Annotated in this window: 14 protein-coding genes; 2 read left to right on the forward strand and 12 right to left on the reverse strand. The window is 39.3% G+C overall.

The window, feature by feature from the left end:
• Window positions 1–194: 194 nt before the first annotated feature.
• The 3 genes from LQ227_RS00305 to LQ227_RS00315 form a co-directional block, all read right to left on the reverse strand.
• Entirely contained in the window at window positions 195–1556 is a 1362-nt protein-coding gene (locus LQ227_RS00305) for a hypothetical protein (protein WP_230147715.1), read from the reverse strand.
• Between the two features lie 27 nt (window positions 1557–1583).
• On the reverse strand, window positions 1584–2960 hold the full coding sequence (locus tag LQ227_RS00310) for a glycoside hydrolase family 105 protein (RefSeq protein ID WP_230144237.1): 1377 nt from the start codon (window positions 2958–2960) through the stop codon (window positions 1584–1586).
• Between the two features lie 884 nt (window positions 2961–3844).
• Window positions 3845–4885 carry an adenylate/guanylate cyclase domain-containing protein gene (locus LQ227_RS00315; RefSeq protein WP_230144236.1) on the reverse strand — a complete coding sequence of 347 codons (1041 nt, stop codon included), beginning with the start codon at window positions 4883–4885 and terminating at the stop codon, window positions 3845–3847.
• 330 nt (window positions 4886–5215) lie between these two features.
• Between LQ227_RS00315 and LQ227_RS00320 the strand changes: the two genes are divergently transcribed.
• Both LQ227_RS00320 and LQ227_RS00325 read left to right on the forward strand, forming a co-directional pair.
• Window positions 5216–5824 (forward strand): GIN domain-containing protein, encoded by a 609-nt coding sequence (locus LQ227_RS00320; RefSeq protein WP_230147717.1) that lies wholly within the window; start codon window positions 5216–5218, stop codon window positions 5822–5824.
• A gap of 142 nt (window positions 5825–5966) precedes the next feature.
• A complete protein-coding gene (locus LQ227_RS00325) occupies window positions 5967–6578 on the forward strand; it encodes a hypothetical protein (RefSeq protein WP_230144234.1) in 612 nt (203 codons plus the stop codon).
• Between the two features lie 123 nt (window positions 6579–6701).
• Here LQ227_RS00325 and LQ227_RS00330 read toward each other — a convergent pair whose 3' ends face one another.
• From LQ227_RS00330 to LQ227_RS00370, 9 genes are all read right to left on the reverse strand, one after another.
• On the reverse strand, window positions 6702–6902 hold the full coding sequence (locus LQ227_RS00330; RefSeq protein ID WP_230147719.1) for a hypothetical protein: 201 nt from the start codon (window positions 6900–6902) through the stop codon (window positions 6702–6704).
• Window positions 6899–7042 carry a hypothetical protein gene (locus LQ227_RS00335; protein WP_230147721.1) on the reverse strand — a complete coding sequence of 48 codons (144 nt, stop codon included), beginning with the start codon at window positions 7040–7042 and terminating at the stop codon, window positions 6899–6901. Before LQ227_RS00335 ends, LQ227_RS00330 begins: the two co-directional genes overlap by 4 nt.
• A 2-nt stretch (window positions 7043–7044) precedes the next feature.
• The gene (locus LQ227_RS00340; RefSeq protein WP_230144232.1) at window positions 7045–7932 is read right to left on the reverse strand and encodes a hypothetical protein; all 888 of its coding nucleotides are present in this window, start codon (window positions 7930–7932) and stop codon (window positions 7045–7047) included.
• A gap of 149 nt (window positions 7933–8081) precedes the next feature.
• A complete protein-coding gene (locus LQ227_RS00345) occupies window positions 8082–9716 on the reverse strand; it encodes an ABC-F family ATP-binding cassette domain-containing protein (protein ID WP_230144231.1) in 1635 nt (544 codons plus the stop codon).
• A 149-nt stretch (window positions 9717–9865) separates the two neighbouring features.
• Window positions 9866–10705, reverse strand: coding sequence for an endonuclease/exonuclease/phosphatase family protein (locus LQ227_RS00350; RefSeq protein ID WP_230144230.1), 840 nt, complete (start codon window positions 10703–10705; stop codon window positions 9866–9868).
• Between the two features lie 24 nt (window positions 10706–10729).
• On the reverse strand, window positions 10730–12511 hold the full coding sequence (locus LQ227_RS00355) for a RagB/SusD family nutrient uptake outer membrane protein (RefSeq protein WP_230147723.1): 1782 nt from the start codon (window positions 12509–12511) through the stop codon (window positions 10730–10732).
• Between the two features lie 23 nt (window positions 12512–12534).
• Window positions 12535–15843, reverse strand: coding sequence for a TonB-dependent receptor (locus LQ227_RS00360; RefSeq protein ID WP_230147725.1), 3309 nt, complete (start codon window positions 15841–15843; stop codon window positions 12535–12537).
• 367 nt (window positions 15844–16210) lie between these two features.
• The gene (locus tag LQ227_RS00365; RefSeq protein WP_230147727.1) at window positions 16211–16963 is read right to left on the reverse strand and encodes an ester cyclase; all 753 of its coding nucleotides are present in this window, start codon (window positions 16961–16963) and stop codon (window positions 16211–16213) included.
• A gap of 171 nt (window positions 16964–17134) precedes the next feature.
• Window positions 17135–17908 carry an AraC family transcriptional regulator gene (locus LQ227_RS00370; protein WP_230147729.1) on the reverse strand — a complete coding sequence of 258 codons (774 nt, stop codon included), beginning with the start codon at window positions 17906–17908 and terminating at the stop codon, window positions 17135–17137.
• Between the last annotated feature and the right edge of the window lie 259 nt (window positions 17909–18167).

Genomic DNA, 18167 nt, shown 5'->3' on the forward strand with positions numbered 1-18167 from the left:
ATAAAATATTATCATAAAAAGATAATATCGATCTTCAGCATACCTAAATCGTTTTAAGCAAGTCTTATTGCCTTTAAAAAAAATTAAACAACAGCATTACTGTTCAAAAAAAACATTAACAGTACAACAAATAATACAAAATAAGAGGGCTATCCTGCAATTCGCAGCAGCATGTAATGTTGTTTGGTTTAAAGTTATTTGATATTCATCCATCCTTCTGGGATAGCAATCACACAGATATTCATGGATCGGTTGTCTTCAGATAACATTGCTGACTGGATTTCGATTTTTTTACCATCAGTGCTCATTGTAGGATGCGGATGATCTGCAGCTGTTTGCTTATGTCCTGCCGAGAGCAGTTTCATTTCATGTGTTTTTCTATTAATCAGATAAATGCTTCTCGAAAAATCATCGCCAACGGCCCACTTTCCGTCTGGAGAACCGCTTACATGCCAAAGCCCACTACCAGTTGATGTTTGCCCTTCAATTCTCATTTCCCTTGTTCTTAAATTTACAATGGCCAGCCCGGTAGGTTTTTCGCGGGTGCCTGATGGTCCCCAGGCATTTTCTTGTCCGGGATTGGCACCGCTCACTTTAGTTTGTGGGACAGATACAGCACCAGTTCCAGGTATAGGCCTGTGCCCCATTATGGCCATGGCTACCTCATCACGCGAAATTATGGCTTCGTGGGTAACCCATTCATAATCGGCCTCTGGATATAGTGGCCGTAAGCCTGTTCCATCAGCCAATACGGTCCAGGTGCGCTGTGGCGATTTCCCGCCGGTTTCCCAGCAAAAAACAATTTCGCCGGCAAGCCAGGGATTGGTCTGTATATGCCCTATTTGAAAAGGAACGGAAATTACATATTTGATTTCGCCCGTATGGATATTCATCCCTGCTATACCCGATGGGCCAGCGCCCATTTTCCGCGGTCCAAAGTTTGGTTCCAGTTTAATTCCTGCTGCGAGATGTTTAGCCGCTTCTTCTTTACCCACCCTGAAATAGGCCCAGTCTTCGTCGCCATCAAGCGCCATATCGCCACCAGCACCAATTTCTTCGGGTGTGGTTCCACAAACACGTTCATAAGTCGATACAGGTTTCATTTTACCAGATTTACTATCGGCAAATACCTTAGCCAGATCTACCTCTATAATTTTTACTGCGCCTCCTATGTGTTTGCCCGAATCAATATTCCGCATAAAATATAGTTTCATCGATTTTCTGGCCACATTCAACATTCCGGTGTAGCCACCTTCGGTAACCTGAACAAGATCTCCCGTCTGCTCATTTACCGCCATTGCTTCTCCCTTAACCCTGCCCGATCGGAATATCAGCCATCGTCCATCAGCAGTCCACTGGTTATGTGTCTGATAAATCTTCGAATCTCCTGCCGGCCTACTGGTTAGAAAAGTAAGTACAACACCCGTAACGGGATCTTTAACAACTTTTCTTTCTGAAGGAAAACGTTTTCCTATCTGTGCGTAGCCAGCGTAATGGTTAAATACTAAAATGCAGGTAAAAACGGCAATAAGAAATGAACAGGATGTATATTTCATCTTTATTTTGGTTAAATGCGGTGCTGACTATTTGTACATCTGTACCGAACTATCGTTTATTACGAAAGGGTGCGCTTGTAACAAACGATAAGTTTCTGCTCCTGCTAAAAGCACCGGGCCATAGCTATGTGCCGCAAAAACATTTACAGGCCTATAATAGTAAAACGCAGGATCGAAGCCCATGCCCGTACCTACACAGGTACCTTCTACCTGACCGTTTGCATTTATTTTAGTGCTCACGGCATTCCAGGCCAACAGCGCCATAGGGCCATAAGCTTTGGCGTCAAGCCAGCCTTTGTTTACTGCACGGGCAATGCAATAACTATAAATAGCGGTAGCAGAAGTTTCCAAATAAGAATCGTTACGATCTAAAAGCTGATGCCAAAAACCTGTCCCATCCTGCAAAGCTGCCAAACCTTTTACATGTGCTTTTAACATTTGCAAAATATAGGGTCTACCTGGATGGTTTACAGGCAAGGCATCCAGCAGTTCTATTTTGGTCATAAGTGCCCAACCGTTGGCTCTCGCCCAATGAAACTGCGGATGGGGATCCATATCCTGAACCCAGCCATGCATATACAATCCTTTTTCTGGATTAAACATCCGTTCGGCAAACAATCTGTATTGTTTCACCGCTTCGTCAAAATATTTCGTATCGCCAGTTAATACGCCCATCTGCGCAATTGCAGGCAGGCTCATGTAGAGATCATCAAGCCATAACGTATTGGGTTGCGGCCTGTTCCTGGCCAATGTACCATCTTTCAAACGGAACTCTTTGGTCATGATGTAATTTAAATAATGATCGATAACCGGGCGGAGATCGGCTTTCACCTCTCCTGTTCGTTGCGCCTTAATCATTGCAGCAGCAATAGAACCTGCATCATCCAGTGCATGTGGATCTATTACCGAACGAACGGGCGTTACTACCCCTTTATTTGTTTTTAAATGTTTTTGATAAGCAGAAACAACATTTGCCAAAAAATTAACCCGCTTGATGGTATAATCTTTAAATTTTTGATCTCCTGTTGCAGTAGCAACCTCCAACATCCCCGTATAGGTAACACCCCATTCGTAACTTGTTAAACGATAGTCTCCCGGTTTAAATATCGAAGTGGAATCTGCTTTTTTTAAATCCGAAACCACTTTTCCCGAAGCCTTATCTATCAGTTCGAAAGGAGTCGTTTTATCCAGGTAGTTAAAAACGCGATCCAGCGATACTTTAATATCTGCCATTTTTGTTTCACCATAAGGTGTAACATAGGCCGGTTTTAACAGATGTAGCGGCGAAGTAACATCATTCCCTTTATGTTCTACATATTGAGCAGAAGCTGGTATGCCAGCGCATATCGCAGAACAAAGAAATAATATTTTAAATCCCGAAGTTTTAATCGGATTGGTAAACATATTACATGGCTTAAACTATATCATTGCTCCCAATGGGACAAAACATATAGGGTTTATAAATGGTTAATCAAGCCAATCTATCACAATTAAAAAAAAGAAGCAACCTGCTCTGTCCTGCTTTTTTAGTAAAGAAATTATTACAGTATATATAGAGCCTGTTTAAATTTGACGCAATTATTTTTACTTATCTAATATTTTTGTCACACTGAGGGGTAATTTATTGTATAAAAATCAATATTAATGACAGAAGAATTTAAAAAATTAAATCTCCTCAGATTATCGTCATTGCGAGAAGGCTTTTTCAGCCGACGAAGCAATCTTACAACTATCGCTAGTAGCGAGCGCTTTAAGATTGCTTCGTGCCTCGCAATGACGACCCTTCTTAAAAGATCTGTCAATGGTAGGGATAATTAATTGTTTAAAATCAATATGAGTGACGTACAATTGTTTTCTCTTGGTCTACGGCGCAGTCTTGCCTCGGCTCACCGCCGCCGAAGGGCTCTTTCTTTTTGGCATCAAAAGACCAGCGTAGCTAGCTTGAATGCCCTTGAAAACATAAAAGCTCATGAAAAAACAAAAAATGCCGGCTGAAAATTTTTCTTTCGAAGCGTGTACGTTGGCTTGGATAGTGCGGCCCGAAAAATTTGTTAGGCCGGATTTAAGTAGAACGGGGATACCGTACTATGGCCTAGCTGGATGGAAATGCGAAATTTGTTAAAATGTTGATTAATAATTATTTGCAAAATAACGTCAATGGTAGTGGAGTCGATTGCTTTTAATATATCAAAAACGGGTCTTCGACTCCGCTCAGACTGACATACTAATAATTTATAGGCTCATAAAATATAATATGTTTTGCGCATATTTTTTATGCTTTGGGTGTATTAAACAGGCTGTACAGCTACAAGCTGCATTTCTTTTTCCTTTCCGCGGAGCTTAATTGCACCTAACATTTGCGTGGTATAATGATCTGTTAACTGTAGTTCTTCAATTAGCGCTATCGAAACCAGCATCTCCTGGTTAAACTCCTTGCACATATTCTGAATTCTTGAAGTGGTATTCAGTACATCTCCAGAATAGGTAATATCGCGTTTTATAATCCCCACTTCGCCTGCTATAATCTTTCCGCAATGAATACCTGCTTTAAAAGCAGGTATTAAACCATACTTTCCAATGTACTTATCCCTCAGAAGTAACAGATGCGCTTTGATATCAAAAAAACAATTGATGCATTTATTGTTTCTTAACCCTTCATCATACCGCCAGGCAATTACCACTTCATCACCCACATATTGGTATATTTCTCCCCTATTTTCTAAAATAGGATTGGTAATATCGATAAAGATATCTTTTAATAATTCGTGGTATTTTTTATCTCCGAGGCTTTCGGCGATTGAGGTTGATGAATTTAAGTCGAGAAACATAAAGATCCTTGATTCTTCTTTAGGTGTATTGTATTTTCCACTGATAATATCCCAGAAAATACCTTGCCCAAACTTACTGTTTATTTGCAGCAGCAACTGCGTTATGGAAACCACAAAGGCCCACACCAATCCGTTTTTTAAAAATCTTTTAGAATCGCCCAATTCATAGAGGCTCAGTATCTCGTTTACAATCAAAATAACGCCTAAAAACGATCCGGCAACAATTAAGAGGGTATAACCATAAGGCTTATCGTTATATTTTACATTTACAAAAAACACGAGTAAACTTCCTCCTAAAAGTGCACCAAACAAGCCAATAACTGCATTTAGTACAATTGAAGAAATTAAGGTATAGCCTGGTGCAGGCCCTAAAGAATTTCGGGTATGCAGCACAAGGTCTTCAAAAATGGCAATTACCATCCCAGCCATTACCCAAGCCAGAATAATGACCAATAACTGCTGAAGTTTTTGCTGTGTTTGCCGATTAATTTTTACTGACATCGTGATTTCTATTCAAAACGACTGATTCAATATACTTTAACTTTTACTAAAATAATGAATATAATCTTACATGTGCCCTAATAAACAATTGAAATAGCAATTACCTGCTAATACGCATAAACTGTTCGCTGCCGCACAACTACTGTTCGGAAATGAACATGCTTAAACGGGTAATAAGCAAAAATAGCCCTTACAAAGCGATTAAGATGACATTTGCTTTTTGGCACCTGCTTGGTTAACCACGAAACTGAATAATGTTGGTGCAAGCTGATTTTAAATAGTGCACCACCCATAAGCTTAATAAATTTTAACATTTAAATAAAAAATACGATGAAAACTTCAATTAAAACGCTAATCGTTATTGCATTAGCAGTAATTACCTTAACGGCTGCCCTTCCGAACAACTTAAAGGCTACAGAAAAAAACACGACGATGCTTTACAACATTCAAAACTTTAGAAAGATTGTGATAAAGGGAAATGTAGAAGTGATGTTGGTACAGCGGCCCGCGATTGGAATATCTTTTGCAGATGATAACACCGGAAATGTGAAAGTTACCCAGCAGGGCGAGGTACTACGCATTACCAGCCTCGATAAAGAGAAGTGTAAACTTGTTATTTATGTAAACGACATCTATCGCATTGAGGCTGATGAAAATGCTATAGTAAAAACAGAAACAAAGCTCAATACTAAATTTCTCCAGATCATTCTTAAGGGAAATGCCTTTGCCGATATCGATACCAGTAGTGAGGGCCTATATACTCAAATTCTCGACAATAGTACATTAAAACTCAAAGGCAATACCAATCGCCACACGCTGGTTATGGGCAAAGCACCAAATTTAACTATCGATCGTTTTGCTGCCACCCAAACAGATGTTAGCCAGGTAGAAACCACAACAGAAGAAATTGTTGCCCTTGTTCCGTCCTCAGTTCAATAAATGACAGGAGCTTGGAGCTTTAAATTAAATTATTCTGGCCAATAATTTTGCTTATTATACAAACAACCAATAGAGACAGTTATTTTTTCTATTTTGCATTCAAAACAAAGCCTACCTCTAGACTAAATAACATCATTAGCAAATGAAACTCTCTGAAAACTTGCAAAAACTATTGCCATATGGTTACCTGTTCCTTGTGGTGATGGGAATACTAAAAGAAAGCATTTTTTACCATCAGATTGGTATAAACATTTTAAAGTACACCACAATTATGGATGTATTGATCAGTCCGGTGGCAACACTAACATCTCATCCGGTAGTGTTGGTTGTTACAACAGGCTTTATTCTATTATCCTATGCCTATCCAACCTACCTGGTAAGGCGTAGGAATAAAAAGTGGGCTCAACGTCTTTCTGGCCTAAAAAACCCTGAAACACTTAGTGAAGAGGAAGTAGAAAACCATTTTTCAAAACTTTTCACTATTATTTTTGCTATCGGACTACTATCACTGTTTTTGGGGATTGGACTTGGACAAGGGAAAAACTTATCAAAACACATCCGCAATAACGAACTCGAATACGACCGCAAGCTGAATTATTCGAACGGCGAATCTGAAGACATTTATTTGATCGCCACAAATAGTATTTATTATTTCTACCTATCCAAAGGAAACAGATCAATTAAGGTTGCTCCAATTGGTGCCATAAAAAATTTAGAAATCCCACTAAAAGCTTCAATTAGTATTAAACAGTAGTCTTATTTCTGAATAAAGTGTTCAGGTATTTTAATAGATAATACGAATGAAGAAATTATTGATTTGCTTAAAAAGGGAAAAGTTTTTAAGACAACCTTTTTCCCTTAGCTTATGCTACCTTTTTCAAAGCTCTGATTGCTTCAGCATTCGCATTTTCCCTGCCAGCAATTCCAATACGGGCTGCGTTGCAATTAAATTAAAACTCCAGATATCATCCGTGATAAAAATAAAATTGCCCTCAAAACTGTAAATGTAATCTCCTCCTTCAATCCCAATCATCCAGTCTTCTTTTTTCAGGTCAGGATAGGTTTGTAAAACCCTCATACAATAGCGCGAACCTCATCCTCATCTCTAAAATCATCCAAAAGAGGTAAAATACTGTTTTCTTTATTCAGGTTATATTCGCTCAACATTTCCTCAAACCTGTTTTCCATAGGCGCATCTATTTCAATTTTAGATTTCACTTTTACGGCGCTGTAGCCACTTTAACTGTACAGCTCATCCCAGTTTTAAACTTATCTTCAGTTGCCGAGGGGATTTCTACACTAATCACAACAGGAAATCGCTCAATCATTTTTACAAATTTCCCAGTCGCGGTATTGGGAGAGATCAGGGCCGAGTTGTTTTTCAATCCGCCAATCTCTAATATTTTACCAGAAAGGCTGGTTTCTGGAAGATCATCTAAAACAACTTTAACAGACTGTCCCTTAAGCAGGTGTTGTTCCTGAACTGATCTAAAATTGGCCTTAACTAAAAATGTCTTGCTTCCATTTATCTCCTTGACGTCAAAAACTGCATCATCCGTATACTCAAAGTTTCCTGCCTTAGACGGAATAACCTTGCTGTTTAACAACACCTCTGACCATTGTTTAAGGAAATCTGCCGGAAACCTTGAGGTTATCATCGAAACGAAGACAGTATGCCTGCAAGTTTTACCATCTATAATATAAACAAGAGTAGAAGTAGGTATTTGCTTGGATTTAATATTCTCGCTTTCAATACTGATCAGTTTATAAGGAAATGGGCCATCCTTCTTTTCTTTCAAGAACTTAATAATGGCGCCTTTTGTTTTTGATGGATCAAAGAAGGCATTAATACTATCGAAGCTTATGGTATTTTTGGTGATATCTTCACTAAGTATCGTTACCATTTCTTGCCATTTTTCTTTAGCACCGCCCTTCAGGTTCCATTTTTGACGACGACGAGAGAAATCGGTCTGGGTTGAGGATAATTTTTCGTCAAGCTCCCGTTCTTCACCTTTAGGCCAGTTCATTTCGAGATCTTCACGATTAGATTGGGCTTTGGCCAATCCGAAAGTAAGTAGTAAGCCAATTAAAACAACAATGTTTTTCATTTATTCATCATAGTAGGTAGAATTAAAGGTAAGAATTTAAGTAAAATAAAATCATCAAAGCTACATTGCTTTAAAATCCAAAATCTGTTAAAACAAAAAAGCAGCTCTTTTTTAGAACTGCTTTTAAAAATTTAGTATTGGAAATACGTTTAACTTTGCTCTATTTCCTTCAGGCTATTCATTTTCTTATAAGCTAAGAATCCTTTAATATCTTCAAAGTGTTCACGAACACGTTTATTGCCAAATTCAAATACTTTCTGAACTAATCCATCTAAGAAATCACGGTCATGCGATACCAAAATCAAAGTACCATCAAAATCTTTCAACGCGTCTTTAATAATATCTTTGGTTTTCATATCCAAATGGTTGGTAGGCTCATCCAGGATCAATACATTTACGGGTTCTAACAACAATTTAATCATGGCCAAACGGGTTTTCTCACCACCAGAAAGTACCTTAACCTTTTTTGTGGTATCATCGCCACTGAACATAAAGGCGCCTAAAAGGTCTTTGATTTTTATTGAGCCGTCGCTTAATGGAATTTGATCAATGGTTTCGAATACCGTTAGGTTTTCATCCAGCAATGCAGCCTGATTTTGCGCAAAATAGCCAATCTTAGCATTGTGCCCTACTTTTAAACCACCTTCAAAATCAATCTCACCCATAATGGCTTTAATCATAGTCGATTTACCTTCGCCGTTTTTACCAACAAAAGCCACTTTTTCTCCTCGTTCGATCACCATAGATGCTTTTTCAAAAACAACATGATCGCCGTAAGTTTTAGTCAACTCTTCGACCATTACCGGGTACTGACCTGAACGTGGTGATGGAGGAAACTTTAATCGTAATGCCGAAGTATCCACTTCATCGATCTCGATTACTTCTAGTTTCTCCAGCATTTTTACACGCGATTGTACCTGTAAGGTTTTAGAATAGGTTCCCCTAAAGCGATCGATAAATTCCTGGTTGTCGGCAATAAAACGTTGTTGTTCTTCGTAGGCTTTCAATTGGTGTACACGGCGCTCGGCACGCAGTTGGAGGTAATGGGTGTATTTGGCTTTATAATCGTATATCCTGCCCATGGTTACCTCAATAGTACGGTTGGTAATATTATCTACAAAGGTACGATCGTGGGAGATTACCATCACCGCCTTTGCCGAATTGATCAGAAAATCTTCCAGCCATTGAATACTTTCGATATCCATGTGATTGGTAGGCTCATCCAGTAAAATAAGATCAGGTTTCTTTAATAAAATTTTGGCCAATTCGATACGCATGCGCCATCCGCCAGAAAATTCAGAAGTTTGGCGGGTAAAGTCTTTACGCTCGAAACCCAAACCTTTTAACACTTTCTCTACTTCTGCATCGTAATTGGTTTCTTCAATCGAATAAAATTGCTCACTTAGCTCCGATACCCGCTCAATAAGCTTCATATAGTCGTCACTTTCGTAATCGGTACGGATAGTAAGTTGTTCATTCAGCTCATCAAGTTCTTTTTGCATCTGGTTTACCTCGGCAAAAGCTTTCATAGTCTCCTCAAAAACAGTAACATTGTCATGAGTGAGCAAATGTTGTGGCAAATACGCAATCACAGCTTCTTTCGGGCCTGTTACGCTACCAGAAGTAGGTTTAGCTACATCTGCAATGATTTTTAAAATGGTCGACTTGCCCGCACCATTTTTACCCATTAAGGCGATTTTATCGTTCTCGTTTATCGAAAAGGTTACATCGCTAAAAAGGGTGGTTCCGCCAAATGAAACGGAGATGTTATTTACATTAATCACGATTGGGAATATTAAATTCGCGGCAAAGATAAAGGAAAGCGGTTAAATTATCGTGAGAATTTTAAGACATAAAAGAAGGATCTCTTGAACAATTATCCAAGAGATCCTTTTTACATTATTAGGCCGCAGCGCAGCCGCAAATAAGTTTACTATTTCAGCTCAATCTCGGCCAATACCGGAAAATGATCTGAAGGGAATTTACCAAAATAGGTATCAGTCAAAATACCCCACCTGGTTGCTGTAAATTGTTTACTCATAAAAATATGATCAATTACAGTTTGCCCACGTGGCGTACGGAAGCCATTTGAAGATGAGTTATTGGCATACGGAAACTTAACTTTTGAATGTGTATCTGATAAAACACCTGAAGTTGCGATGCTTTGATACCATTCGCTGTCTCTTCCCCCATTTAAATCGCCAGTTAACAATGTTGGTGTAGTGCCGGCAATTTCAGCAATCTTTTTTAATATCAGTTTACTGCTCTCTTTGCGGGCAATAACCCCTTGGTGATCGTAATGCACATTAAAGGTGTAAAACTTCTTTTTGGTTTTCACATCTTCGAGGAACACCCACGAGCAAATTCTATTGCAACACGTGGCGTCCCATCCTTTCCCCGGTTGATCAGGAGTTTCAGATAACCAGAAGTCGCCACTTTTAAGTAGTTTAAAACGGTCTTTACGGTAAAAAATAGCAGAATGCTCCCCGCCATCCTTGCCATCATCTCTTCCTTTGCCATATCGTGCATATTCTGGAAGTGCATTAGAGATATCATCCAACTGGTTCTTTAAACCTTCCTGAATTCCAAGTACATCGAACTTATGAAAGCGGATAAGGTTGGAAACAATAGGTGCCCTGTTTACCCATAGGTTGCCTGAATCGGAAGGATTATCATAACGGATATTAAAGGTACCAATGGTAATTTGCTGCGCCTTCACCATCAATGTTGTAAAGGATAACAAGGTTGCAGGTAATAATAATTTTATTTTCATCTTTATTTATCTGTAAATCAGTAATTATTCCCAACCTGGGTTTTGTTTCAGGTTAGGGTTTCGTTGAAGATCGCTTAAAGGAATTGGATAATAATAATTTCGCTCATTCCATTTCCGTGAGATTTCTTTCATCCAGGTGAGTTCGCCATTACTGCCGTTCTTTAACAATTGCGAATTGGCAGCGCTACCAATAGTTGCAGAAACATCAACATAAGTTACGCCAGCCACTCCAGGTGTTGGGCGCGTACCCTGATAAAATGCAACATCCAGAATGCCATCTTCATTTAAATCCATAGGGGTATTTAAAGCTGGCACGTAGAAACCGTTCCATTCCTGTTCCATCAAGGGGCCTCTTTTCCACCTCAGTAAATCAGCATAACGCAGTCCTTCTAAACTAAGCTCAATACCCCTTTCTCTCCTGATTTCCAACAAAGTAGCATCAGTAATTCCAGGAAAATAATTGGCAATTAAATATGGATCGGCAAAGGTTGGCTTGATATTTAAACCTCCGGTAATTCCCGCTCTCGATCGTAGTGCACCAATAGTTAAAGCCCATTCCGCATCTGTTAGCGTGCCTAACTCGGCTTTTGCCTCCGCATAATTTAGCAGCACTTCTGCATAACGAAACAATGGAATTGCATTGGTATTTAGTGCACCTGCATCAAAGTAAGTATCATCAAGTGTGTATTTGATCGGCTGATAACCGGTAAAGGTATAAGAGAAAACCGGTGGCGCGGGTACCTGTTGTCCACTACTTATTCTTTTATAATCGCCTGAGCGGATGGTCTGTTTCAATCTTAAATCACGATTTTTCACCTCATCCTTAAAAAGCATAGTACTGTAGGCCGGATCATTGGTATATGGCGTGCCATCCAGTTTTAGGAAGGTATTAATAAAGGTTCGGGTAAAACTTGCTTTTGCACCATATGTACCACTAGTCCACCACCAATTGGCCTCATTTAATACACCAAGGTTAACATCTGCAACAGCAGCTTGGAGCACTTCATTTATCAAGGGCGTATTGCTGGTAAATACCTGACGATAAGATGCCCCTGCACCTCCTGCTGTATTGAGTGAATAACCACCCTTTTTGATAATCTCATCTGCAGCTGAGGCAGCATCTTCCAGCCATTTGTTTGCCGTTGCACCCAAACTTAGCTCCGTATGATATTTCCTATACGTGCCCTCAAAAAGACAGATCCGCGATTTGTAAGCATAGGCGACCCATTTGGTAATTGTGGTGCGACTGGGATCATTGGTAGCCAGAATGTTGGCACAGGCAAAATTGATATCAGCCAGTACAGAGTCCATCACCAGTTCTCTTTTATTTCTGCCTGCATTTAATGCCGGGTCATCAATATCTAAAGGCTTGTTAATCCAGGGTACATCGCCAAAACGCTTTACCTTTTCCATATAAAAATAAGCACGGAAATAACGTGCTATGCCTAGATAGTTGTTGCGAACTGTTGGCGATACAGCAGGATCGTTACAGTTTTCTATAAAATAATTAATGTTCCTTAAATCTCTCCAGGTCCAGCCAGAGCTATTATTGGCGGCAAAACCACCCTGCCGGATAAAATCAGGCACAGATTTAACCGCAAGATAATCGGACATGGCATCCTGGCTGGTAGAATTTTTGGGAAGAAAATCCATACCATAAAAGGAATTGGTATATAATTTAAGTCCGTTCTCTGTACCGAAAACCGCTTTTTTAGTGGCTGTAGATTCTGGTTGCTGATCTAATTTTTTGCAGGCCGCCAAAGCCAGGCAGGCTAAAAGAATCCAGATATATTGTTTTTTCATCATTTCTATTATTTTTAATCAATAGCCTAAAAACCAATGTTTAATCCAAAAGAATAAGACTTCATTAAAGGGTAGTTATAACCATCACCATTTGTACTGTTCGGATTCAAGTCCTGATCTGAAGGCACCGCATTTTCAACATCGATGGTATGTTTTACAATTTTGTACATCGGTGAATAGGTAAATAGGTTTTCACCTGAGAAAAACACCTTCACACTACGTGCACCGATCTTATTTATCCATTTGCTTGGCAGATTATATCCAACCTGAAGATTTTTCATCCTTAAGTAAGCCACATTCTGGAGGTACTTCGTTTGCGCCACGCCCAGTGTACGGTTGGTATTGCTCGATGCAGCCCTCGACATCGTTCTTGGGAAATAGGCATCAGTATGCTCTGGTGTCCACATGTTGCCCAAATGAAAAGTTGGTATGTTATTGTATGGTCTGTTATACTGCCCCCAGAACATTTCTGTTTCTGTGCTTGGATACCATTGCTGTTTGCCTACCCCCTGGAAGAAGACAGAAAATGAGATATTATGCCAATCTGCACCCAGATTAATGCCATAAAGATATCGCGGTGCTGAGTTTCCAATGATTTTTCTATCTCCAGATTTACCTACCTTGTTCTCGCCTACATTGATGAGACCATCTCCATTCAGGTCTTTAAGTTTAATATCGCCAGCGAACCATTTACCGCTTGGAGATGCCCTCATCTGCGGATCCTGTTTGGCGTGAGCTGCTATATCGGCATCATCAATAAAGAAACCTTCGGTTTCATAACCCCAAATTTCTCCCAAAGTCTGCCCCTCATAGTAATCGCTCAATAACTTATCTGGATTATTGTACTTATCGATCTTGGTCTTATTATCAGAAAGGGTTAGCCTCACATTATACCTAAAGGGTTTGTCTGATCTTCCGATCCGATCATTCCAACCAATTGAAACTTCCCAGCCTCGGGTTGTTAAGTCTGCGTAGTTGCCTTTGGGCACATCGGCACCAAACACTGCTGGTGGGGTAAGGCCAAAAGTAAACATGTCAGTAGTTTTACGGATATAAGCATCTCCTGTGAAAGTCAAACGTCCTGAAAGCATGGTCAGATCTAAACCCAAGTTGGTCGTGGTAGAGGTTTCCCAGGTTAAGCCATCTGGCAATACTGCCGGAATCTTGGTTGTTTGTGGTTTAACACCATTCAGGATAACACCTGATTGGCTGATGTTGAAGATTTCCTGAAATGCGTAGGAGGCAATATTACCATTTCCAAGAGATCCATAAGAAGCTCTTAATTTTAAATCGGAAATAAACTTATCGGATACTTTCCAAAAAGGCTCTTTATTGATCCTCCATCCTGCTGAAACTGACGGAAAAAATCCATAACGCTGATCGGAAGGGAATTTCGAAGACCCATCATAACGTGCATTCACCTCTACCAGATAACGATCTTTAAAAGCGTAATTTAATCTGGAAAATCCACCCAAAATTGCCCACTGTTCGTAACCTCCACCTGTATTAATTGATTGGCCCAAAGCAAGGTTAAGGTCTGTGGCGTCTTCAAAAATAATCCCATTACGCTGAATGGCAACACGGTTATAAGTAGATTGCTCATAGTTGTAACCTGCCATTACTTTTAAATAATGATCGGCCCCGAAACGGTTTTCGAACTCCGCATAAATATTGGTGGCAAGGTAATTGGTTTCGCGCTTATCGAACAACAGATCATTCGTGGTTGTACCCACGTAGGCAGTTACCCCGCGTACATTGCTATAAGGCACCTGTACCCTTTTTTGTTCGATATCGTTGTTGGTATTACGAAAAGTAAAATCAGCATTTATCCTCAATTTATTATTTAAGAAATTACTCCTTAAGCCTGTAATATTCCTAAAAACCTGGCGTCGGGTATCAATCCCGTTCTTCCCGTAAATAAAATCACCTACGGTATACGCAGAAGCAAACGTTAATGATCCATCAGGATTAAATAAAGGCATTGTTGGTTTTCCTTCATCGGCAATATTCCGCCAGATACCACCACCTTCACCCACATTAATTGGATTGTGGTAATTCATTACCGAGTAATCGGCATTGTTTTCGATACTCAGCCATGGAAAAACCTGAACAGAACCTCTTGCCCGGATATTTTTCATGTCGTAATCATCGCTATTGTATCTAAACAACCCACCTTGATTTAAGAAACGGCCTGAAACCAGAAACGAAGCTTTATCACTACCGCCACTTACCGACAAATTATTTTCAAAGGCAGCAGTATTTCTTTTATACAGTTCGGCATAATAATCGGTGCTACCATAATAAATGTATTCTCCGGTAGTTGGATTAACCTCGATCTGATTGTAAGGCTGACCAGATTCTGCTCTTTTCTTAAACTCATCAAGATATGCCTGCGAGAATTTCTGGGTTTTATTTGCATTTTGAGGAAAAGCACCATCACCATTTACAAAAGCTTCGGCAAACATTTTTGCCCAGGTGTAACCATCAGTTACATAATCGGGAACCTGTAATGGGCTTTTTATTGCATAGTTGGATGAATATGAAACACTGGTGCGTCCTTTCTCCGCTTTTTTAGTCGTGATCAGCACAACCCCAAAAACACCCCTTGCGCCATAAATGGCCGCAGAAGCAGCGTCCTTTAAGATAGAGACACTTTCAACGTCGTTAGGGTTAAGCAAACTCGGATCTCCCTCAAAACCATCAATAAGGATCAGCGCATTACCTCCCTGGCCGATGGAAGTTGTACCCCTGATATTATAGCTTGGTGACTGTGTAGGCTTACCGTCCATCATTTTCAGATTTAGATTAGGAAGAAGTCCCTGAAGCCCCTGTGTAAGATTGGTAATCGGTCTGTTCTCAATGCTCTTTGACGTAATCTGATCAACCGCACCAGTTGCATTTTCTCTCTTTTGCGTGCCATAGCCCACAACAATCACCTCGTTTAAACTTCCAGTCTCGCCTTTAAGGGTTACATTCAGCGTGGTTGTTTCGTTGCTTTTCACCACAACTTTATTTAGGGTTACAGCAGTGTAAGAAATGAAACTTACCTGGATATTATAGGTTCCATCAGGAACATTTACGCTAAAGCTACCATCGGGTTTGCTCTGCACAACTTTGTTTAATTCCTTGATGAGGATACTCGCACCCGGAAGTGGGTCGCCCTTTTCATCAACGACCCTACCGCTGATGGTTCCTGTGCCTTGCTTTTTTATGGAATGGACTGCATTACCCCAATAAATCGCCGCATTTGCAGGTACTGAGATTACACCGGATAATAGACTTGCCAATGACGCGCATAGCAAAAACTTCCGCTTAAGCAGTAAAGGTTTTTTCATGTTAATTAAAAATTAGTAATCGGCCCTAAACCGTTTTAGTTTATATTCTTGGTCCCTTAGAATGCAGGCAAAGCTACTCGCCCCATGTAAACACTATATTAACTTACTTTAATTTTTAAAGTCTAAACGAATTAGCTGAGGAATGGAGAAATTGAGTTATAACAACTTCTAAAAAAATTGCGAGATACATCTTTATACCAAAAGTTGGTTAAAGTTGAGCCTGCAAATAGCGTAGAATGCAGGGATAAATAGTAATCAATCGATAATGCCTTTTTTTGAGATGATGTTGCCAGAAATTTCTTCACCGTTCAATTCCATCAAAGTGGTTTCGATCATCTGGCACATTGCATTTATCTTTGCACCTTTCTCACTCTTTAAATTTTGAATATTGTCCTCTTTCCATTTTTATATTTAATCGCTGGTAAAATTCAACAGGATTAAATGCTATTCGCTTATATTCTGTTTGTACGGTTGTTTTCGCTCGATCCAGTTTGTCCTGATTTTCCCAAGCGGCAATTGTTATAATGACCAAATTACCCTCACTGTCTTTTCGTTCGAAAACCTGATCACTTATAAAGCCTGGCAAAGTTTTTATAAACACCCTGTTATAATTCATTCTCTCTACAAACTCTTCAACTGATACTTTGGGAACTGAAAACTTATCAACGAAGTATACCTCATTACGATTTTCTTTTTTATTGGATAAATTTGTGAGGTCGATGGGTAAGACACCCAACTGTTGTAAAAACCCTAAGCGGTCCGTTTGTATCTGACTTCCAGTTATTTTGCCATTTTTAAATTCATAGGTTACTATTCCGTCAACAGAAACAGTTTTATTGGTTGGCGGAATATTCTGAAATTGATTTTTATGAGTCCCACTAAATTTTTGTTTTACTACTACTTTATTTCCATCAGCAATTATCTCTTTTACTTCCCATTGAGCATCTGGAAATGCTTTTGTTAACTCAAATATTGTTTCTTGAAAGCCAGTGGCACCCTTGGCTCCAAACTGGTTTATATAATCTGGCGAAATTATTTCTGATAACTTCTCATACCGTTTTTTTAAAAATACCGTATCGTAGAGGAAATAAATGAGCCCCTTTTGTTTAATATTATCCATTTTGTTTGATTTTTCTGGTGACCTGTTAGTAACTTGGGAAAAGCTATTTTGCTTGCACATCATTACGGTGCATAATGCGAAGGTTATTCTGAGTATTGAAGTCATCGGTTATATTTTTATACTTCAAATTTCAGAACAACTCAAGCCAAATCATTGTAAAAAATCATTGAATTACCAAAAGTTAGGCGATTTATAGAACGCTGATGGTGTTTGCCCCGTAAACAGTTTAAAGTCTTTATTGAAATGAGGTTGGTCGTAATATCCTGCGTTATAAGCTATGCCTGCCAGGCTTTCTGATTGTTGTTTCTGCCTCACAATTGCCTCCATCCTTATAATAGAGGAGAATTGTTTTGGCGATGTGCCAACTGTTTTTCTAAACCTCTTTTCAAAAGCGTCATTACTGATATAAAGCGTGTCTGCTAATTCTTTTATTCTGATTGCACCCCTTGTTGAATGAATTATTTCTACCGCTGCTGAGATTAATCTGTCAGGTTTATAGCTGTCTAATCGCGATAATAAAAACTGCTCAATGATGGCAATCCTCTGAATATTGTTTTGAGCTTCGCCTAATTGTTCTTCAATAATTTCAATTGTATCTCTCTTAATGAAAGCATCAAGAGAAATACTTTCTTCAAAGAGTTCATAGAGCGGTTCGTTAAAAAATGCTTTAGCTCCTGTCTCTTTAAACTGAACAACTATGGTAGCAGAATCTTGTAAATAGTGGATGAGCCTTACCGATTTTCTTAAACCAGAAATAGTTGAAGCAGGCAAAAGTTCTTCTCTATCGTCTGATAGGTAACTGACCTGTCCCTTGTAACGAAAAGCAACAACAAGCGAGGTTCCCGGCAAAATCCTATTTGTCATTTCCATTTCACTTTCAACAATTCTGTATGCCTTGATGAAAGGTCTCAGTAATTCGGTCGGTATATACTCTTCGATTCTCATTTTTTTGCTGTTGGTACTTATAAAAATACAGCTTCTATTTATGCTGTACAAAATTTTTCTCGGATATACCCCTCCAATAACCTGACAGATACAGGGTTGACTTCAATTTTTCTTCCTGTCACAGGAATTCCCATGGCACCTAACCCTAGGAAGATATTGATTTTATGAACTTCATCATCATCGAAAAAATCAGCAGACAATAAGCATTAATCCCCCTATCGATCATAAATCCGACGCGCTCAAAAAAACTGACCTTATA

The organism is Pedobacter sp. Bi27 (genome assembly GCF_918698255.1).
In the GTDB taxonomy this organism is placed as follows: Bacteria; Bacteroidota; Bacteroidia; order Sphingobacteriales; family Sphingobacteriaceae; genus Pedobacter.

Excerpts from the sequence above, each read along its gene's own strand:
- LQ227_RS00350 (WP_230144230.1), bottom strand. The coding sequence starts at position 10,705 with ATGAAAATAAAATTATTATTACCTGCAACCTTGTTATCCTTTACAACA.
- LQ227_RS00360 (WP_230147725.1), bottom strand. The coding sequence starts at position 15,843 with ATGAAAAAACCTTTACTGCTTAAGCGGAAGTTTTTGCTATGCGCGTCA.
- LQ227_RS00330 (WP_230147719.1), bottom strand. The coding sequence starts at position 6,902 with ATGAGGGTTTTACAAACCTATCCTGACCTGAAAAAAGAAGACTGGATG.
- LQ227_RS00370 (WP_230147729.1), bottom strand. The coding sequence starts at position 17,908 with ATGAGAATCGAAGAGTATATACCGACCGAATTACTGAGACCTTTCATC.
- LQ227_RS00340 (WP_230144232.1), bottom strand. The coding sequence starts at position 7,932 with ATGAAAAACATTGTTGTTTTAATTGGCTTACTACTTACTTTCGGATTG.
- LQ227_RS00325 (WP_230144234.1), top strand. The coding sequence starts at position 5,967 with ATGAAACTCTCTGAAAACTTGCAAAAACTATTGCCATATGGTTACCTG.
- LQ227_RS00315 (WP_230144236.1), bottom strand. The coding sequence starts at position 4,885 with ATGTCAGTAAAAATTAATCGGCAAACACAGCAAAAACTTCAGCAGTTA.
- LQ227_RS00355 (WP_230147723.1), bottom strand. The coding sequence starts at position 12,511 with ATGATGAAAAAACAATATATCTGGATTCTTTTAGCCTGCCTGGCTTTG.
- LQ227_RS00320 (WP_230147717.1), top strand. The coding sequence starts at position 5,216 with ATGAAAACTTCAATTAAAACGCTAATCGTTATTGCATTAGCAGTAATT.
- LQ227_RS00310 (WP_230144237.1), bottom strand. The coding sequence starts at position 2,960 with ATGTTTACCAATCCGATTAAAACTTCGGGATTTAAAATATTATTTCTT.
- LQ227_RS00365 (WP_230147727.1), bottom strand. The coding sequence starts at position 16,963 with ATGGATAATATTAAACAAAAGGGGCTCATTTATTTCCTCTACGATACG.
- LQ227_RS00305 (WP_230147715.1), bottom strand. The coding sequence starts at position 1,556 with ATGAAATATACATCCTGTTCATTTCTTATTGCCGTTTTTACCTGCATT.